Origin of the sequence: Sphingobium sp. OAS761, assembly GCF_024168485.1 — a bacterium.
In the GTDB taxonomy this organism is placed as follows: domain Bacteria; phylum Pseudomonadota; class Alphaproteobacteria; order Sphingomonadales; family Sphingomonadaceae; genus Sphingobium.
In genome coordinates this window covers 61516-79872 of record NZ_JALJVY010000002.1, presented here as the reverse complement: position 1 = coordinate 79872, position 18357 = coordinate 61516, and the positions used below count along the sequence as shown (strand labels likewise).

Annotated in this window: 17 protein-coding genes; 13 read left to right on the top strand and 4 right to left on the bottom strand. The window is 63.8% G+C overall.

What is annotated here, in order from left to right; translation table 11 throughout:
* Nucleotides 1-12: 12 nt before the first annotated feature.
* Entirely contained in the window at nt 13-1221 is a 1209-nt protein-coding gene (locus J3E64_RS03040; protein WP_253339593.1) for an LL-diaminopimelate aminotransferase, read from the bottom strand.
* 141 nt (nt 1222-1362) lie between these two features.
* Here J3E64_RS03040 and J3E64_RS03035 point away from each other — a divergent pair, with 141 nt between their 5' ends.
* The 8 genes from J3E64_RS03035 (at nt 1363) to J3E64_RS03000 (ending at nt 11629) form a co-directional block, all read left to right on the top strand.
* Nucleotides 1363-3102 carry an alpha/beta hydrolase gene (locus J3E64_RS03035; RefSeq protein WP_253339591.1) on the top strand — a complete coding sequence of 580 codons (1740 nt, stop codon included), beginning with the start codon at nt 1363-1365 and terminating at the stop codon, nt 3100-3102.
* 142 nt (nt 3103-3244) lie between these two features.
* Complete coding sequence (locus J3E64_RS03030) at nt 3245-4105, top strand: phasin family protein (protein WP_253339583.1); 861 nt, start codon at nt 3245-3247, stop codon at nt 4103-4105.
* 192 nt (nt 4106-4297) lie between these two features.
* Nucleotides 4298-4636, top strand: coding sequence for an ATP-dependent Clp protease adapter ClpS (gene clpS / locus J3E64_RS03025; RefSeq protein WP_253339582.1), 339 nt, complete (start codon nt 4298-4300; stop codon nt 4634-4636).
* A gap of 66 nt (nt 4637-4702) precedes the next feature.
* Nucleotides 4703-6223, top strand: a complete 1521-nt coding sequence (locus J3E64_RS03020) for a glycerol-3-phosphate dehydrogenase (protein ID WP_253339580.1) — start codon at nt 4703-4705, stop codon at nt 6221-6223.
* A complete protein-coding gene (locus J3E64_RS03015) occupies nt 6220-7698 on the top strand; it encodes a glycerol kinase (RefSeq protein WP_253339578.1) in 1479 nt (492 codons plus the stop codon). The genes J3E64_RS03020 and J3E64_RS03015 overlap by 4 nt, the downstream gene beginning before the upstream one ends.
* An 84-nt stretch (nt 7699-7782) precedes the next feature.
* On the top strand, nt 7783-9282 hold the full coding sequence (locus J3E64_RS03010) for a catalase (protein ID WP_253339576.1): 1500 nt from the start codon (nt 7783-7785) through the stop codon (nt 9280-9282).
* Between the two features lie 108 nt (nt 9283-9390).
* Nucleotides 9391-11175, top strand: coding sequence for a sensor domain-containing diguanylate cyclase (locus tag J3E64_RS03005; RefSeq protein ID WP_253339574.1), 1785 nt, complete (start codon nt 9391-9393; stop codon nt 11173-11175).
* Nucleotides 11176-11251: 76 nt separating this feature from the next.
* Nucleotides 11252-11629, top strand: a complete 378-nt coding sequence (locus J3E64_RS03000; protein ID WP_253339572.1) for a MerC domain-containing protein — start codon at nt 11252-11254, stop codon at nt 11627-11629.
* Nucleotides 11630-11650: 21 nt separating this feature from the next.
* On the opposite strand, the gene glpX is transcribed toward J3E64_RS03000, so the two are convergent.
* From glpX to J3E64_RS02985, 3 genes are all read right to left on the bottom strand, one after another.
* Nucleotides 11651-12634: a class II fructose-bisphosphatase gene (gene glpX / locus J3E64_RS02995; protein WP_253339570.1), complete on the bottom strand. Its 984-nt coding sequence runs from the start codon at nt 12632-12634 to the stop codon at nt 11651-11653.
* 118 nt (nt 12635-12752) lie between these two features.
* Nucleotides 12753-14057 (bottom strand): homoserine dehydrogenase, encoded by a 1305-nt coding sequence (locus J3E64_RS02990; protein WP_253339568.1) that lies wholly within the window; start codon nt 14055-14057, stop codon nt 12753-12755.
* 90 nt (nt 14058-14147) lie between these two features.
* A complete protein-coding gene (locus J3E64_RS02985; protein WP_253339567.1) occupies nt 14148-14933 on the bottom strand; it encodes a hypothetical protein in 786 nt (261 codons plus the stop codon).
* 341 nt (nt 14934-15274) lie between these two features.
* Here J3E64_RS02985 and J3E64_RS02980 point away from each other — a divergent pair, with 341 nt between their 5' ends.
* The 5 genes from J3E64_RS02980 (at nt 15275) to J3E64_RS02960 (ending at nt 18351) form a co-directional block, all read left to right on the top strand.
* Nucleotides 15275-15934 carry an energy transducer TonB gene (locus tag J3E64_RS02980; RefSeq protein ID WP_253339565.1) on the top strand — a complete coding sequence of 220 codons (660 nt, stop codon included), beginning with the start codon at nt 15275-15277 and terminating at the stop codon, nt 15932-15934.
* Nucleotides 15935-16006: 72 nt separating this feature from the next.
* Nucleotides 16007-16762 (top strand): MotA/TolQ/ExbB proton channel family protein, encoded by a 756-nt coding sequence (locus J3E64_RS02975; RefSeq protein ID WP_253340237.1) that lies wholly within the window; start codon nt 16007-16009, stop codon nt 16760-16762.
* Nucleotides 16763-16887: 125 nt separating this feature from the next.
* A complete protein-coding gene (locus J3E64_RS02970) occupies nt 16888-17376 on the top strand; it encodes a biopolymer transporter ExbD (protein WP_253339563.1) in 489 nt (162 codons plus the stop codon).
* A gap of 24 nt (nt 17377-17400) precedes the next feature.
* A complete protein-coding gene (locus J3E64_RS02965; RefSeq protein WP_253339555.1) occupies nt 17401-17823 on the top strand; it encodes a biopolymer transporter ExbD in 423 nt (140 codons plus the stop codon).
* Nucleotides 17824-18021: 198 nt separating this feature from the next.
* Nucleotides 18022-18351 (top strand): PilZ domain-containing protein, encoded by a 330-nt coding sequence (locus J3E64_RS02960; protein ID WP_253339553.1) that lies wholly within the window; start codon nt 18022-18024, stop codon nt 18349-18351.
* Nucleotides 18352-18357 lie beyond the last annotated feature (6 nt).

Here is an 18357-nt window from a genome sequence, read left to right as displayed (position 1 = left end):
CCGGCGATCCGTTCAGGCGGCGCCCTTGGCCGGGGTGTTGACGCCCATGGACTTGAGATAGGCCTTGATGTTGCGCGCGGCCTGCCGCAATCGCTGCTCGTTTTCGACCATGGCGATGCGGACGAACCCCTCGCCATCCTCGCCATAGCCGACCCCGGGGGCGACCGCGACCTTGGCATGGGTCAGCAACTGCTTGGAAAATTCGAGGCTCCCCATATCCTTGAGCGCGGGGGGCAGCGGCGCCCAGCAGAACATGGAGGCGCGCGCCGGCGGAATGTCCCAGCCTGCTCGGCCGAAGCTTTCGACCAGGATGTCGCGGCGCTTGTGGTAGAGCAGGCGGTTCTTCTCGACAATGTCCTGCGGGCCGTTGAGCGCAGCGCAGGCAGCAGCCTGAATAGGCGTAAACGCGCCATAGTCGAGATAGGATTTCACGCGCGTCATCGCGGCGATCAGCGACTTGTTGCCGACCGCGAAGCCCATGCGCCATCCCGCCATGGAATAGGTCTTGGACAGCGAGGTGAATTCGATGGCCACATCCTTCGCGCCGGGAACCTGAAGGATGGAGGGCGTCGGGTTACCGTCATAATATAGCTCGGAATAGGCGAGGTCGGACAATATCCAGACCTTGTTTTCCTTCGCCCACGCGACCAGTCGCTTGTAAAAGGCCAGATCGACCGTTTCCGCCGTGGGATTGGACGGGTAATTGACGACCAGGATCGACGGACGCGGCACGGTGAAGGCCATGGCGCGATCGAGCGAACGGAAATAATTTTCATCCGGCGTCGTCGGCACCGACCGGATGGTCGCCCCGGCGATGATGAAGCCGAATGTGTGGATGGGGTAGGAAGGGTTCGGGGCCAGCACGACGTCCCCCGGCGCGGTGATCGCGGTGGCGAGGCTGGCGAGTCCTTCCTTCGAACCCATGGTCACGACGACTTCGCTTTCCGGGTCGACCTCCACGCCGAAACGGCGCGCGTAATAATTGGCCTGCGCGCGGCGCAGGCCGGGAATTCCCTTCGATTGGGAATAGCCGTGGGCGCCGGGCTTGCGCGCAACCTCGATCAGCTTTTCGATCACATGATCGGGCGGCGGCAGGTCGGGATTGCCCATGCCCAGGTCGATAATGTCCTCGCCCGCAGCCCGCGCGGCGGCCCGCATCGCGTTCACTTCAGCGATGACATAGGGCGGCAGGCGCTTCATGCGGTAAAATTCTTCGGACATTTCGGGGCTTTCCTGAAAGCTCTGGCTATGAATAATGCGTGACGCGCAGTTTTCGTGTCACAATGCGGCTATAGCCCGCCCAATGGCGCCTTGCCAGCGAAAGCAGGTTGTGGTGACAATGCCGGGAAGAGGAAATTGGCCATGGAAAAGACCGACGTCATTGAACCTCGCCTTCCGACGCTGGGCGAAATGCAGCAATGGACGGAGGTCATCGGTCGCGCGCAGCAACTGATGCTCGAACATGCGGCCGGGGTGTCGGGGCAGATGCTGCCGTTCGATCCCGCGACCGTCGCCCATATCCAGACCCGTTTCGCGGACGAGGGACTGGCCTTGTGGCAGCGTTTCCTCGATTCGGGGGGGCTGCTGCGCGACTCGCCCGAACCGCCGCCATCGCAAAGTCCGGCGGCGCGCAAGGACCGGCGCTTCGCCGACCCGGCCTGGACGCAGAATCCCTTCTACGACCTTATCCGCCAGAGCTATTTGCTGGTGTCGGATTATATGATGGGACTGGCCGACGCGGTCGACGGGGTCGATCCCAAGCAGAAGGCAAAGCTGCGCTTCGCGACCGGCGGCATGCTGGATGCGCTGGCGCCGTCCAATTTTGCCTTCACCAATCCGACCGTGATGCAAAAGACGATCGAGAGCGGCGGCGAGAATCTGGTCAAGGGGCTCAAGCACATGCTGGCCGACCTGGAAAAAGGACAGTTGACGCACACCGACGGGACGGACTTCGAACTGGGCCGCAATATCGCGGCGACGCCGGGCAAGGTGGTCAAGGAAACGCCGCTTTACCAGCTGATCCATTACGAACCGACGACGGAAAAGGTGCTGCGGACACCGCTCCTCATCTTTCCTCCCTGGATCAACCGTTTCTATATCCTCGACCTTTCCCCCGAAAAAAGCTTTGTGAAATGGGCTGTGGATCAGGGCATCAGCGTTTTCCTGGTGTCATGGAAATCGGCCGATGCCTCGATGAAGGACCTGGTCTGGGACGATTATATCGTGGACGGCCAGATCGATGCCATCGACACGGTGCGCGACCTGCTCAAGGTGCCGAGCGTTCACACCATCGGCTATTGCGTTGCCGGGACGACATTGGCGGCCACGCTCGCACTGCTGGCGGCGCGGGGAGAAGGGGACAAGGTGGCGAGCGCCACCTTCTTCACCGCCCAGGTCGACTTCAGCCAGGCCGGGGACCTGTCCCTGTTCGTCGACGACGATCAGATGAAGCTGGTGGAGCAGCTTTCCTCCGGCGGATTCCTGGACGGACGCTATATGGCCGCCACGTTCAACCTTTTGCGCGGGCGTGACCTGATCTGGAATTACGTGGTCAACAACTATCTGTTGGGACAGGATTACCCGCCGTTCGACCTGCTCTACTGGAACGGCGACACGACCAATCTGCCCGCGCGGTGGCACAGGGACTATCTGACCCAGCTCTATCGCGACAATCTGCTTGTGGTGCCAGGCGCGATCAGCGTGGCGGGAACGCCCATCGACCTCACCCGCATCGAGACGCCGGCCTATGTCCAGGCGGGCAGGGAAGACCATATCGCGCCGCTGGAAAGCGTGTGGAAGCTCACGGAGCAACTTGGCGGACCAGTGCGGTTCCTGCTCGCCGGTTCGGGCCATATCGCCGGCGTCATCAATCCGCCTTCTGCGATGAAATACCAATATTGGGCCTGTCCCGACCGCAAGGCGTCACTGGATGCGTTCATGGAAGATGCGGTAGAAACAAAGGGTAGCTGGTGGCCTGACTGGCGACACTGGATCGACGGTCTCGACCAGAAAACGGTGGCGGTCAGAGGGGCGCGGCGACCGGGCGGGGGGAAGCTGAAGGCGATTGAGGATGCGCCCGGCCGCTATGTGAAGACGCGCTGAAATCCGCCGATTTCGCTGGAAAGCGCTATGTCGCCGCACAGGTGCGACAAACAGTATGTGGCGATTTTGTTGCACTGCACAAAAATGCTTGCGCGACTCGCCCGCATTGATTATTGTGCACCGCAGCAAAGGGAGAATGGTTATGGCTCAAGCATCCAAGCCCCGCCGGCCGGCATCGCCCGCCAAGGGCAGAGCCACCGCACTGTCGGCAAGTGAAGCGCTTAAAGCGGCGGAGGCTGCCATCGGGGCGGACACGCTGCCCAAGAAGCGGGCACCCCGCAAGGTTGCGGCGTCGGCAGCGAAGCCGACCGTTTCCACACCGGCGCAGGTGCAGGCCGCGGTGAAGCCGATCGACACCAACCCGCAGTCTGCGCCGCCCGCGCCGGCACCCGATCCGGCCCCGGCACCAACGCCGCCGCCGCCTGCTGAAGAAACACCGACCAAAGATGTTTTGGTCGAACCCGAAACCACCAAGAGCCTGAACCAAGAGGCCGTGACCGAGATACAGACGCTGCTGCCCGCCACGGAAGGAACCCAGATGATGAATGATATGATCGAAACCGGAAAGAAATTTGCCGAGGACGCCAAGGCGAAGCTCGAAACCGTCTATGCCGACCTGAACGAAAAGGCCAAGGCCGGCGTCGAAAAGTCGACCAAGGCTGTCGAGGAACTGAGCGACCTTGCCAAGGGCAACGTCGAAGCCTTCGTCGAATCGGGCAAGATTGCCGCCAAGGGCATGGAAACGATGGGGCAGGAAGCCGTCGATTTCACGCGCAAGAATTTCGAGAAGGCGACTGCTTCGTTCAAGAGCTTCTCGACCGTCAAGACGCCGACCGAATTCTTCCAGCTGCAAAGCCAGCTGATGTCGTCGAGCTTCGACGATTTTGCGAAGGAAGCGGCCAAGAGCAGCGAAGCGATGATGAAGCTGGCCGGCGACGTCGCCCAGCCGCTGACTGCCCGCGTCACCATCGTGACCGACAAGATCAAGGCGATCGCCGCCTGAAATCGCTAGTTTCTGCGGAAACACGAATGCCGGGGCGTCCTTCCCATCGCGGGGAAGGACGCCCTTGGCTTATGGCCATGGTCGCATGCAAGGCATTTCTCCCTCCGTTGGACCCCTTGCCATGATGCGGCAAATCGCCATATCCTGCTGACCATGACCAGCTTCATCACAACATATTCAGGGTCCGTGAAGATGGCGGGCCGGGATCAGGATGACCAGGGCGAGGGACCGGGTAGTCCCAGTGTCGGCATCGCGACCCGCACGCGTACCCGGACGAAAAAACCTTCCCTGTACAAGGTGTTGATGCTGAACGACGATTACACGCCCATGGAGTTCGTCGTCCATGTGCTTCAGCAGTTTTTCCGCATGGATATGGAGGAAGCGACACGGGTGATGCTGCACGTCCATCAGCGCGGCGTCGGCGTCTGCGGCATATTCAGCTATGAGGTCGCGGAGACAAAGGTGAACCAGGTGATGGATTTCGCCCGGCAGAACCAGCATCCCTTGCAGTGCACGCTGGAAAAGGCCTGACGGCCCGGCGGTCCCGGCCGTCACCGTCCCTTTCCAACATCGTCTCGACTCCCTAGACCGGAGGATGTGAGCGAGGAGAGCGCCAGCATCTTATATGACATTGCCGTCATCGGCGGCGGTGTGAACGGATGCGGCATTGCCCGCGACGCGGCGGGACGCGGTGCGCGGGTCTTGCTGCTCGAACGCGGCGACCTGGCGCACGGGACCTCCTCCGCATCGACCAAATTGATCCATGGCGGCCTGCGCTATCTGGAGCATTTCGAATTTTCCCTGGTGCGCGAGGCGCTGGCCGAACGGGAAAGGCTGTGGGGAATCGCGCCGCACATCATTCACCCGATGCGCTTCGTGCTGCCGTGGACCCGGGGGCTGCGACCCCGCTGGATGCTCCGCCTGGGCCTGTTTCTGTACGATCATCTAGGGGGCCGTCGCGCGCTTCCGGCAACGGAAACCGTCGATTTGCGCCGCCATCCCGCCGGCGTGCCGCTCCGCCCGGGCTTTCGCACCGGTTTCTGCTATTCGGACGGCTGGGTCGACGACGCGCGCCTCGTGGTGCTCAATGCGCGCGATGCGGCCGACCGGGGGGCGGAAGTCCGCCCCCGCGTCGAAGTGACGGCTCTAGCCCGCGGCGACGACGACTGGACGATCACGGCATGCGGCCAGGGCGGTGCGCCCCGCGAATGGCGCGCTCGCATCGTCGTCAACGCCACCGGCCCGTCAGTGCTTGACGTCATGCGGCGTGCCCGGAGCCAGGCCGAACGGTCGATGCGGCTGGTGCGGGGATCGCACATCGTCGTGCGCCGCCTCTTCACGCACGACCATGCCTATTTTCTTCAATTGCCCGACGGGCGCATCTTCTTCGCCATCCCCTATGAACGCGATTTCACGCTCATCGGTACGACGGACCGGGACCATCGGGGAAGTCTGGACCATGTCCGGCCCAGCGGGGAAGAGATCGACTATCTGTGCGATGCGGCCAATCGCTATTTCGCGCGGCCGATCCATCCCAGCGATGTCATTTGGTCCTACGCCGGCGTGCGGCCGCTGGTGGACGACGGCTCGGGACGGCCGGAGGCGGCGACCCGCGGCTACCGGCTGGAACTGGACGGCGGTGACGGGCAACCGCCGATGCTCAACATTTTCGGTGGCAAGATCACGACCTACCGCCATCTGGCGGCGGAGGCGGTCGACCGCATCCGACCCTTCCTGCCGGGCATGGGGAATGAAGACTGGACGGCCGGCGCGGCCTTGCCCGGCGGCGATTTCGCACCAATGGAATTGCCCTCACTCCTGGCCGGAATCGCCCGGACCTATCCCTTTCTGGACGCGCACACGGTCGACCGCATCGGGCGCGCTTATGGAACGCGGGCGCGCGTCTGGCTGGGGCAGGCGGAGTCGCGGGCGGCGCTGGGCCGCGATTTCGGTCATGGGCTGACCGAAGCGGAAGTCGTATATCTGGTCGACCGGGAATGGGCGCATAACGCCGAGGACATTCTCTGGCGTCGGACCAAGCTTGGCCTGCGGTTCGATGCGACTCAGCGTGCGGGTCTCGCCGCGTGGCTGGACGACAGGGTGGGAGTAGGCAGATGATCCTGGTGCTGGACGCGGGAACGACGTCGACGCGGGCCATGCTTTACGGGTTGGACGGGACGCGGCTGGCGACGGCACAGCGCGAAATCACCCAATATTATCCGCGGCCGGGCTGGGTTGAACATGACGCGGACGAGATATGGACGCGCAGCATCGCCTGCGCCCGCGACATGGTGGCGCAGGCCGGCGGCGCGGACAGGATCGCGGCGATCGGCGTCACGAACCAGCGCGAAACCGTTATTGCCTGGGATCGCCGCACCGGCCAGGCGCTGGCCCGGGCGATTGTCTGGCAGGACCGGCGCACCGCCGGGCGATGCGACGCACTGCGTGCCGAGGGACAGGAGGCCTGGATACAGCAGCGGACGGGACTGGTCATGGATCCCTATTTCTCCGCCACCAAGATGCGCTGGTTGATGGACCATGTCGCCGACGTGGCGGCGGCCGGGGACGCGCTGGCGCTGGGCACGGTGGAAAGCTGGCTGGTCTGGAAACTGACCGGAGGCCTGCATGTGAGCGATGCCGGCAATGCCAGCCGCACGCAATTGATGGCCCTCGACGGCCTGGCTTGGGACGATGACTTGTGCGCCCTGTTCGGCGTTCCGGCGACGGCCTTGCCCATCATCGTCGACAATGCCGGCGATTTCGGCGCGACCCTGCCGGAGTTGCTGGGCGGCGCGATCCCGATCCGGGGCCTGGCCGGTGACCAGCAGGCCGCGACGATCGGGCAGGGATGCCTGGAACCAGGCGCGGCCAAGGCTACGTTGGGGACGGGCGCATTCATGCTCGCACCGGCGGGCGTGCGGCCACCGCGCTCGACGCATCGCCTGCTCGCTACCGTGCTGTGCCAACTGGCAGGGCGTCGAACCTACGCGCTGGAGGGCGCGGTGTTCGTCGCGGGCAGTCTGGTCCAGTGGCTACGTGACGGTCTCGGCCTCATCGCACAGGCTGCCGACACCGAAGCGATCGCGCGATCCGTGCCCGATAATGGCGGCGTCGTGATGCTGCCTGCTTTGTCGGGCCTCGGCGCGCCCTATTGGCGCCCGGCGGCAACGGGCGTCATCACGGGCCTGACCCATGCGACCGGCCGGGGCCATATTGTTCGCGCCGCGCTGGAATCGATCGCGCATCAGGTTCACGACCTGGCACGGGCCTTCGCCGCCGATGGCGTGCCCTGGAACACATTGCGGCTGGACGGGGGCATGAGTGCGAACGACTGGATCGCCCAGGACATGGCGGACATCCTGGACTTGCCGGTGCAGCGGTCCGATGATGTCGAGACGACTGCCCGTGGCGCCGCGATGCTGGCGGGCGTGGGCGCCGGGCTGTTCGACGACTTGACGCAGGCGGCCGCTGCGATGAAGACACACCGCCGGCACTTTGAACCCGCCATGCCCGCCAATGTCCGCGACGTCAGGCTCGACGCCTGGCACACCCTGCTGGCGACCCAGGGGTGCGACGCGGCAATGAAGGAATAATCGATCAGATAGGGCGGTTTAATCAATTTCGCCGGAACGGCTCGGGGGCTTAGTGCGTAGCGATGAAGAGCATAGGAGGATGACATGGCCGACAAACCGATCATGACGACCAGCGCCGGCGCGCCGATCGCCGACAATCAGAACAGTCTTTCCGCCGGACCCCGTGGTCCCCTGCTGTTGCAGGACTATCAGCTGATCGAGAAGCTGGCGCACCAGAATCGCGAACGAATTCCGGAACGCGTCGTCCATGCGAAGGGGTGGGGGGCACATGGCGTTCTCAGGATCACCGGCGACATCAGCCGCTATACCAAGGCAAAGCTGCTGCAACCCGGTGCGGAAACGCCCATGATCGCCCGTTTCTCGACGGTGGCCGGCGAGCAGGGCGCGGCCGATGCGGAGCGGGACGTGCGGGGTTTCGCCCTCAAATTCTACACGGAAGAGGGCAACTGGGACCTGGTCGGCAACAATACGCCGGTCTTCTTCGTGCGCGATCCCCTGAAATTCCCCGATTTCATCCACACGCAAAAGCGCCATCCGCGCACCAATCTGCGCTCGCCCACGGCAATGTGGGATTTCTGGTCGCTCAGCCCCGAATCGCTGCATCAGGTGACGATCCTGATGTCCGATCGCGGGTTGCCGACCGACGTCCGGCACATGAACGGCTATGGCAGCCACACGTTCAGCTTCATCAACGAGGCGGGCGAGCGTTTCTGGGTGAAATTCCACTTCAAGACGATGCAGGGCCATCGCCACTGGACGAACGAGGAGGCGGCGGAAGTCGTTGGCCGCACGCGCGAATCGACTCAGGAGGATCTGTTCGAATCGATCGAAAAGGGTGATTTCCCGCGCTGGAAGGTGCAGGTGCAGGTCATGCCGGAGGAAGATGCCGACAAGGCCGGCTATAATCCGTTCGACCTCACCAAGGTCTGGCCGCACGGGGACTATCCGCCGATCGACGTCGGCGTGCTCGAACTGAACCGTAACGCCGACAATTATTTCGCCGAGATCGAACAGGCGGCATTTTCTCCGTCGAACATCGTGCCGGGAATCGGCTTCTCGCCCGACAAGATGCTTCAGGCCCGTATCTTCAGCTATGCCGACGCCCATCGTCATCGCATCGGCACCCATTATGAAGCGCTGCCGGTCAATGCGCCCAAATGTCCCGTGCACCATTATCACAAGGACGGGGCGATGCGGTTTTTCCCCAACAATCCCAATCCGGCGGCCTATTACGAGCCCAATAGCTTTGGCGGACCGGTGGAGGATAACCGCTTCCTGGAACCGCCGCTGAAGATTTCGGGCGATGCGGATCGATGGAACCATCGCGACGGCAATGACGATTTTGGTCAGCCGCGTGCGCTGTTCAACCTGTTCGACGATGGGGAGAAGGCGCGCCTGTTTGCCAATATCGCGGCTGCCATGGGCGATATTCCTGCCGAAATAGAGGAACGGCAATGTCGTCTTTTCGATCAGGTGCACCCGGATTACGGCGCGGGCGTGCGGTCGGCACGTGCCCGTATCAAGGACCGCAATCCCGCCATATCGGCGCCCACCGACCAGAATCTGGCGGACGCCTCGGCCTGATCACACCGCACGGGCCCCGGTGCGGACCGCACCGGGGCGACAGGCCTGAAATCGGCCGACAAACATCATGACTATTTGTTAACCGCACGGCGCTATCAGACCCTGACCATGCCAAGGGTCGCACTCCGACATTTCGCCTCTCCATATGCGCCGCCAATCGCCGGGTGCATTTACTTTGCGACCGCGACCGCGTCGGTTCTCGCGTCGCGGTTCGAGGGTGGCCTTGCCTTCATCTGGGTCGCCAATGCGTTCGTGATGGCAGGCCTGTTGACGTCGCCGACGGCGCACTGGCCCAGGCTGATCGCGGCATGTGCCGTGGGCAGTATCGCCGCCACCGCCTTCTTCGGCATGGGCCCTGCCGCCGCCCTGCCGATGGCGATCATCAACATGGGCGAAGCGCTGATTGTCGCGGTGATTTGCCGGCGAGTCCTGTCGGATCATGTCGTGACGGGCTCCTTCAAGCCGCTGGTTGTGTTCATTCTGGCCCTGTGCGGCGTCGCCGATGTCGTGACGGGCCTGGGCGCGGCACTGGTCGCGTCCCAGGTGACTCCGGTCGGGTTCGGCGCCTCGTGGCTGCAATTCTACACCGGACATGTCCTGGGCGGTCTTACCTGCACGCCGATCCTGGTCATGGTGCGCCAGGGCGAGTGTCGGCGCTGGTGGCGCGAGACACCCCGTGCCGCCAAGGTGGAGGCTGCGATCCTGCTGCTGCTGTTCGCCCTGACCACGGTGCACATCTTTTACTTCGCCCGCTATCCGATGCTGTTCGCCCCGATGCTGCCGCTCGTGCTGATCGCGTTTCGCGTCGGTCATCTGGGCGCAGCCGCATCCATCGTCATCCTGGCTTTGATCGGCGGAGTGGCCACTCTTTCGGGAATCGGGCCGCTCATGATCATCCCCGCATCGCCGGGTGAACGGATGCAGGCCTTTCAATTTTACCTGGCCTTGAGCTTCCTGCTGTCGATGCCGGTTGCCGCCGAACTGAACGGACGACGCCGGCTGTTCAAGATGCTTCAGGACAGCGAGTCCCGCTTTCGCGCCATGGCCGAACATAGCGGAGACGTCATCCTGACCATCGGCGTCGACGGGGTCATCGAATATGCCTCTCCGTCAGCCGCGGAACAGATCGGTTGTGCGCCGGGTCTTCTGGTCGGCCAGTCGGTAGCGAATCTCGTCGATCCTCAGGACCGCGACGCCGTCATCGCCACGCATCGGCGGGCGCTCGTCGATCTGGCCGAAGCGCACAAGGTAGAATTTCAGCCGCTCGCGGCGGCGGCGGGCCATGACTGGTGCGAAATGGTGACCCGTGCCGTCGTCGACGAATGCGGGCGGGCCCGCGGCGTTGTCAGCGCCATTCGCGACATGTCGCGGCACAAGGCCCGGCAACGCGCCCTGCAACAGGTCGCCGATCGCGATTCGCTGACCGGTGCGGACAGCCGCCGCACATTCCTGGAAAAACTGGATGCGGAGATAGTGCGCGCCAGCACCGGCGTCCGGTCGAGCCTGCTGTTCATCGACATCGATCATTTCAAGTCGGTCAACGACACCTATGGGCATGGTGCAGGCGACCGGGTGCTGAGCGCGTTCGTGGACCGTCTGCGCCCCGGGCTCCGGGCGGCGGACAGTATCGGCCGGCTGGGCGGGGAGGAATTCGCCATCCTGCTGGTCGACAGCGACATCGACCGGGCGAGCATGGTTTGCGAACGGTTGCGACAGCGCGTCGCCGCGCCTGTCGCGCTGGATGACGCCGGCCAGTTTGTCGCGGTTACATTCAGCGCCGGACTGGTCGAACTGGACAGCTTGATGTCGCGGTCGGCCTTGATGGAGGCGGCGGACAAGGCGCTGTATCGCGCGAAACATAGCGGGCGCAACTGCCTGCGTCTGGCGGCGTGATCCTGCGGCCGACCGCCGAAAATATGTCGAATGATATGTTGTAACTTATAGCGCGCTGCCTTATGTACCGCGCACCATGTCGATCAGCTTTCGCGAGGCCCTGCATAACGGACGGATCGATCGTATCGCGATCGCGCTGTCGGGCCTGTGCGTGGCGCATTGTTTCGCGACGGCGGTGCTGCTGGGCGTGCTGGCATCCGTGGGCGGCATTTTCGAAAGCCCGATTTTTCATGAAGCCGGGCTCGTGCTCGCAATCCTTCTCGGTGCAGTGGCGCTCGGGCATGGCGCGGTCAGGCATGGCTATATGATGCCAGCGGCGATCGGATCGCTCGGCCTGGGTGTGATGGCCGGGGCCCTCACCATGGATCATGGGTGGCAGGAAAGCATTTACACGCTTATCGGCGTGGGGATCCTCTCGCTCGGCCATGACCTGAACCACAGGGCCGGGCGGTAGGCCTTCGGCGGCGCAGGCCGGTCACTCTTTTTTCGGCGTGGCGCGATGTTCGCCCTTCACCCAGCGAACGGTGCCGGTGCTGGCGCGCATGACCACGCTTTCGGTGGTCAGGCGGCCGCCTGGCAGGCGCTTGACCCCGTCCAGCAGGGAACCGTCGGTCACCCCGGTCGCGGCGAAGATGCAATCGCCCTTGGCCAATTCCTTCAGGTCGTAGATCCGGTTGAGGTCGGTGATGCCCCATTTTCGGGCGCGCGCCTTCTCATCCTCGTTGCGGAAGATAAGGCGCCCCTTGAACTGGCCGCCCACGCAGCGCAGGGCCGCGCAGGCGAGCACGCCTTCGGGCGCTCCGCCCGATCCCATGTAAATGTCGATAGTGGTTTCCGGATCGCTCGTGGCGATCACCCCGGCAACATCCCCGTCGGGGATCAGCATGATCCCGCAACCGATGGCGCGCAATTCGGCAATCAGCTTTTCGTGGCGCGGGCGATCGAGGACGCAGACGATGATGTCGTCGGGATCCACACCCTTGGCGCTGGCAACCGCCTCCACATTTTCCCGGACCGACCGGTTCAGGTCGATGACGTCATCGGGATAGCCCGGACCGACCGCCAGTTTTTCCATATAGACGTCGGGTGCGTTCAGCAGGCCGCCTTCCTCGGATATGGCCAGCACGGCAAGCGCATTCGGCCCTGCCTTTGCGGTGATGGTGGTTCCTTCCAGCGGGTCCAGCGCGATATCTATTCTCGGGCCAGTGCCGATCGCATTGCCGACCTTCTCGCCGATGTACAGCATGGGGGCTTCGTCGCGCTCACCCTCACCGATGACGACCGTGCCGTCCATGTAAAGGTCATTGAAGGCCAGGCGCATCGCTTCGACGGCGGCGGCATCCGCCGCCTTCTCGTCGCCCCGTCCCACGAGCCTGGACGCGGCGATCGCCGCGGCTTCGGTGACGCGCACCATTTCGAGGACCAGCACGCGATCGAGTATCGAGCTTGGCTGCATCACATCGTTCCTCCGCCTGTCCCTATTGGCCTCGCGATAGGAGGTCGGACCGTCCTTGTCGAGCGAGTCGGCCGGGCGCGTTGCCAGGGTGGCGAACGATGACGCGCGCGCCGGCACTCGTTCAATCGAGAATGTGTATCACCATCGGCGTGTCCAGCAGGCTGTCCGAACCCGAAAGCCGCCGCAGCGTCTCCCGCACGCAGCGTTCCTCGCCGGCATGGGTGACGATGGCGACCAGCACGCCGTCGCTCTGGCTGGCGCCGCGCTGGATCATGCTTTCGATCGAAACGCCGGCATCGCGCATGGCGGCCGCGATTTCCGCCAGCACCCCCGGCTGGTCCTTGACCTTGAACCGAAGATAGGCCCGGCCCACGCGCATGCCCGCGTCCGCTGTCTTTTGCGGGGTGAGCGCCGCCACCGGCATGGCGAAGGCATCGCCATATTCGTCGCGGGCGACGTCGATCAGGTCGGCGACGACGGCCGAAGCGGTCGGTCCTTCGCCCGCGCCCCGCCCCTGAAAGAACAGGCGGCCGACGAAATTGCCTTCCGCCACCACGGCGTTGAGCGAGCCGTCGACATGGGCGAGGGGATGGTCGAGCGGCACCAGCATCGGATGAACGCGCTGGAACAGGCCATCCGTTCCGTTTTCCGCCATGCCGACCAGCCGAATGCGGTAACCCAGTGCTGCGGCCTCGGCGATGTCGGCGGCGATGACATGGCGGACGCCCGTGACGGCGACCGCATCGAAATCCAGTTCGGTCCCGAAAGCGAGGCTGGCCAGAATCGTCAGCTTGTGGGCCGCGTCCACGCCGTCGATGTCGAAGCTGGGGTCGGTTTCGGCATAGCCCAGTTCCTGTGCTTCCTTCAGCACCTCGTCGAAACCGCGCCCTTCCTTCTCCATGGTGGTCAGGATGTAATTGCAGGTGCCGTTCAGTATGCCGTAGACGCGGCTGATCTCGTTTGCCGCCGCACCTTCGCGCATGCCCTTGATGACCGGGATGCCGCCCGCGACCGCGGCTTCATATTTGAGCGCGATGCCGCCCTGTTCGGCGAGGCGGGCGAGGTCGAGGCCGTGATGGGCCAGCATCGCCTTGTTCGCGGTGACGAAGGGCTTTCCGACGGCCAGGCACTGGCGGGCCAGCGTCAGCGCCGGGCCATCCGCGCCGCCGATCAGCTCGACGATCACGTCGACATCCTCGCGGGTCGCAAGCGTCGTCATGTCGTCGACCCATTCATAGGGAGCGAGGTCGACGCCGCGATCCTTGTTCCGGTCCCGCGCGGAAATGGCGACGACCTGGATCGGGCAGCCCGCGCGCCGGGCGATGAGGTCGCGATTCGTTTCGAGCAGGCGAATGACGCCGCCGCCCACCGTGCCGAGACCGACGAGCGCTACGCGCAGCGGGGCATGGCGGTGCAGATTGGTCATGGCGGCTCTTTTCCCTTTCGATCCTTCGCAACGCCGCGCTGATAGCGGCAGGGGCGCGCCTGTCCAAGGAAAAGCGCGCCGGAATTCAGATCATTCGGGCGTGCGGGTACGACCGCACGGGCCAAGTGCGTCGATCACGAATCGATAGTCGGCCCTTGCCGCCTCCGCATCCTGTATCGGCAATGTCCGCACCGAAGGCGCCGGCAGTGCAGCCGGCAAGTCGCAGGCCAGGCGGTACCAGAGGAGCGTTCCCGGCTCGGGCGGGCGCGCGGCCTCATCCACGATCTCCCCCAGCGCGACGGCCCAGCGGGGCGCCTGGCCCGGTCGCCGCAGGACGGACAGGGACACCGGGTCGCCGCTTTCGGTGCGCAGGAATATCTGCGTCTCGCTTTCGCCGGCAATGGTACCCGCAACGTGGAAACTGTCGCCCAGTCCCAGGATCCGCGGCGGAGCGTCGCGGGCCATGAGCGATGAAACGACCGCCTTTGCCCGCGCGGTCTCCTCGGGTGTCGCCGGCAGCTGTGCGTCGCGCGCGATCAGCTGGATCTGCCCCGGTCGCGATCCGGGGCGTGCAAACAGCAGGACGTCGCGCTTTTTGAGCTTGGGCAGCTTTCCGCGCGCATCGACGGGCGCGTCGTAAAGATAGCCAATAGTGGGGCTGATCCCTCCATCGCCGCGAATCAGGGCAGTCACATCGGCCTCGATGAACAGCCTTCGATGCCCCGGGGGCGGCGATCCGGCCTGCTCGGGCTTCAGGACGATGCTGTTGCGAATGCGCACGATTGCAACCATAGGTGCATTATCGGCAAGGTCGACGATGTCGGCATAGGAGAGGCCGGTACCGGCTGGCGTGGATACAGCATTTGGTCTCGGCATCTGTCCATATGCCGGGGAAACCGTCAGACATGCGGCTGAAATGAGGCAGGGGATGCCGCGTTGCAAAAAGGCGGTGGCGGATTTCATCGAGCGCTTCGTCCTATATTTTCGGCTAGTGGCAAGGATGTCACAGGCAAGTCATTCTGATAGGAAATGGTATACGCGAATGAGCATATCGATAAAGCGTTTGCGTGCCACGATATGCCGCGATAGGAGTTCGCTCGGTAGCAAATGAACGGACATGGGCCAAAGGTGGCCGGGAACGCCCCGGGCAGCTTCGGTCGTTTTTGGCTGATTTGTATAAACCACTGGTAAGATGAGTTAAGGAGTGTCGTTGCCGAATGGCCTATGCTGACCACTCGCAAGGATCGAGTCGCACGATATCGATCGTCATCGTCGCCCTGATTCACGCTGTTCTCGGCTATGCCTTCGTCACCGGTCTTGGCATGAAATATGTCAAAAAGGCGGCGGAACAGCTGAACGTGATCGACGTGAAGGAAGAGCCGCCGCCGCCGGACGAGGAGCCGCCGCCGCCGCCGCCGGACAAGCCGGTCGAACCGCCGCCGGTCGTAGCGCCGCCGCCGATCGTCCAGACGCCGGCTCCCGCGCCGCCGATCCAGACAGTTCGGACTCCGCCGCCGGTGTTTAACCCGGTGCCGGTTGCTGCACCGCCACCGCCGCCGGCTCCGCCGCCGCCGCCTCAGCCCGCGTCGCGTGCATCGCCGCGCAGCGCGCCGGGGTCCTGGCTCAGCGACGCCGACTATCCTAGTCGTGCGCAACGTGAAGAGCGTTCGGGTACCGCCGGGTTCCGGCTTGAAATCGGGGCCGACGGCCGCGTGACCAGCTGCACCATCACGTCGTCGACCGGTCATGCGGACCTCGACGAGGCGACCTGCCGCCTGCTGCCGAGGCGTGCGCGCTTCAAGCCGGCAAAGGATCCCAGCGGAAGAGAAATCGCGGACACCTACAGTGGTCGCATCACCTGGCGTCTGCCGGAATAATCCATACCGGGAAGGCGGGCGCGCCGCGCCGCCTTCCCCCTGCATGATCCTATTGAGAGGGAAGTCTTGAACATGTTGATGTATCTCGCAGCAGCGGCTCCCAAAGCCGAAAACCCCTATGGCCTTATGGAAGCCCTCGAACAGGGCGGCACCATTGCCTGGACCGTCTTCCTCATTCTTTGCGCGATGTCGGTCGGCACTTTCTACATCCTGTTCACCAAGCTGATCGAGCAGCAGAAGGTGATCAACCAGGGCAAGAAGGTCCGCGCCACCTTCTGGCGCGCCGGTTCGCTCAAGGAAGCGTCGGCCAAGCTGGAGAAGAATTCGGCGTACAAGCAGATCGTCGACGACGGTATCAAGGCTCAGGACGAGCACAGCAAGCTGAAGGACCCGGTCGAAGCGCATGACTGGCTGCACGGCTCGCTGGCGCGTTCGGAAGGCGCGATCAACTCGTCGCTCGGAGGTGGTCTGGCGTTCCTCGCGACCGTCGGTTCGACCTCGCCGTTCATCGGTCTGTTCGGTACCGTTATCGGCATCTATCGCGCGCTCATCAAGATCGGCGCTGCCGGTCAGGCTTCGATCGACGCCGTCGCCGGCCCGGTCGGTGAAGCGCTCATCATGACCGCGCTGGGTCTGGCCGTGGCCGTTCCCGCGGTGCTTGCCTACAACTTCCTGCAGCGCCGCAACAAGGCGATCGCCGAGCAGCTGAACGGGTTTACCGTCGATCTGCTGGCCTATCTGGTTTCGGATGGCGCCGTGAAGCCGGCCGTTGCTGCGGCTCCGGTTTCCCCGGCCGCAAAGCCGGCGGCTGCGCCGACCAAGGCCTGATCGGTTTCTGGACCGGCGGGAATATGGGTCGACGGCTGCGACGACCTGCATTCCCGCCGCACATGGACCTCGTTCGGCCTCGCGCGTGACGAGGCGCCATCGACACCAAGGTTAGGATAATATCAATGGCAATGAGTGTTGGCTCCGACGGCGGTGACGACAAGCCGATGTCCGACATCAACACGACGCCGCTCGTCGACGTCATGCTGGTGTTGCTCATCATCTTTCTTATCGCGGTCCCGGTCGTTGTGCAGACGGTCGATCTTCAGCTTCCCAAGGTGGCGTTCGAGCCGACCACTACGAAGCCGGAAAATGTATCGCTGTCAGTTACGTCGACGTCCGACGGCAGTTGCGCTGTCTTCTGGGGGATGAGCCCGGTCAGCTCTAGCGAGTTGCTTGACCGTGCGGTTGCGAAGCTCGAGGCGGATATCAAGAAGGCAGGCGGCGTTGAGAACATGACGCCCGAAGATCTGCCCGAAGTGCATATCCGCGGCGACATCAATGTCCCCTATCGGTGCATCGGCGGCACCATCTACACGATGCAGCGCGCCGGTTTCCCGAAGGTGGGCTTCATCTCCGAGCCGGAACCCGGCACGACCACGACCCGCCTCTGACCGGCTGAATAAGGAGATTTCGCTATGGCAATGAGTGCCGGCTCCGAAGATGGCGAACCGATGGTGGAAATGAACACGACGCCGCTGATCGACGTCATGCTCGTTCTGCTCATCATGTTCATCATTACCATCCCGATCCAGACCCACGCGGTGAAGATCGACCTGCCGCAGAGCGCGCCGCCCACCGACAGCGTGATCGACCCGGTCAAGAACAAGGTCGCGATCGACGCCGGTGGTGTCATCACCTGGAACGGATCGCCGATCGATCTGCTGACCCTGCGTCAGTATCTGCAGCAGTCGCTGCGCCTGCCGGTTGAACCGGAACTTCAGTTCCAGCCGGATGCGCAGACCCGCTATGTGATCGTCGATCAGGTACTGGCGGAGATCAAGCGCGCGGGCGTGACGAAGCTCGGCTTCGTCGGCAATGAGCAATATGGCAGCTTCTGACCTTCACCTCTGATCCGTTCAGGCCCGGATTTCCCTCTTTTAAAGGGCCGTGGACGGATTGAAGGCAAGAAGGTCGGCAGCGCAGCCGATGAGATGGGGGCCGCGTTTGCGGTCCCCATTTTTGCATCTTGCGACCGCGTTTAACCCTTTGGTTACGTCGATCCGGGAAAATGACGGCGTACAGGGGTTTATGGACCGATGGGCGCCGAACGACCGAATATGATGAACCGCGAAGGGCGGACGGCGGAACGGCGTCACGCGCAGATAGGGGTGCGCGTGCGTCGACCGGGAGAATCCTGGTTCACCAGCCGGATCGCCGATCTGTCTGGCACAGGGTTCCGGCTTCAAAGCTTCATGAAACTCAAGGCGGGCGCCGAACTTTGGATCATGCTGCCCGGCTTCGAGGGGCGACGCGCCAGGGTCGTGTGGACCAAGGGGCATGAGGCGGGATGCAGCTTCGAGCGGCCGCTTCATCCTGCGATCCTGGACCATATCGTCCGCCGCGCCCGGTCGAACCTGACGGACTGACCGCGC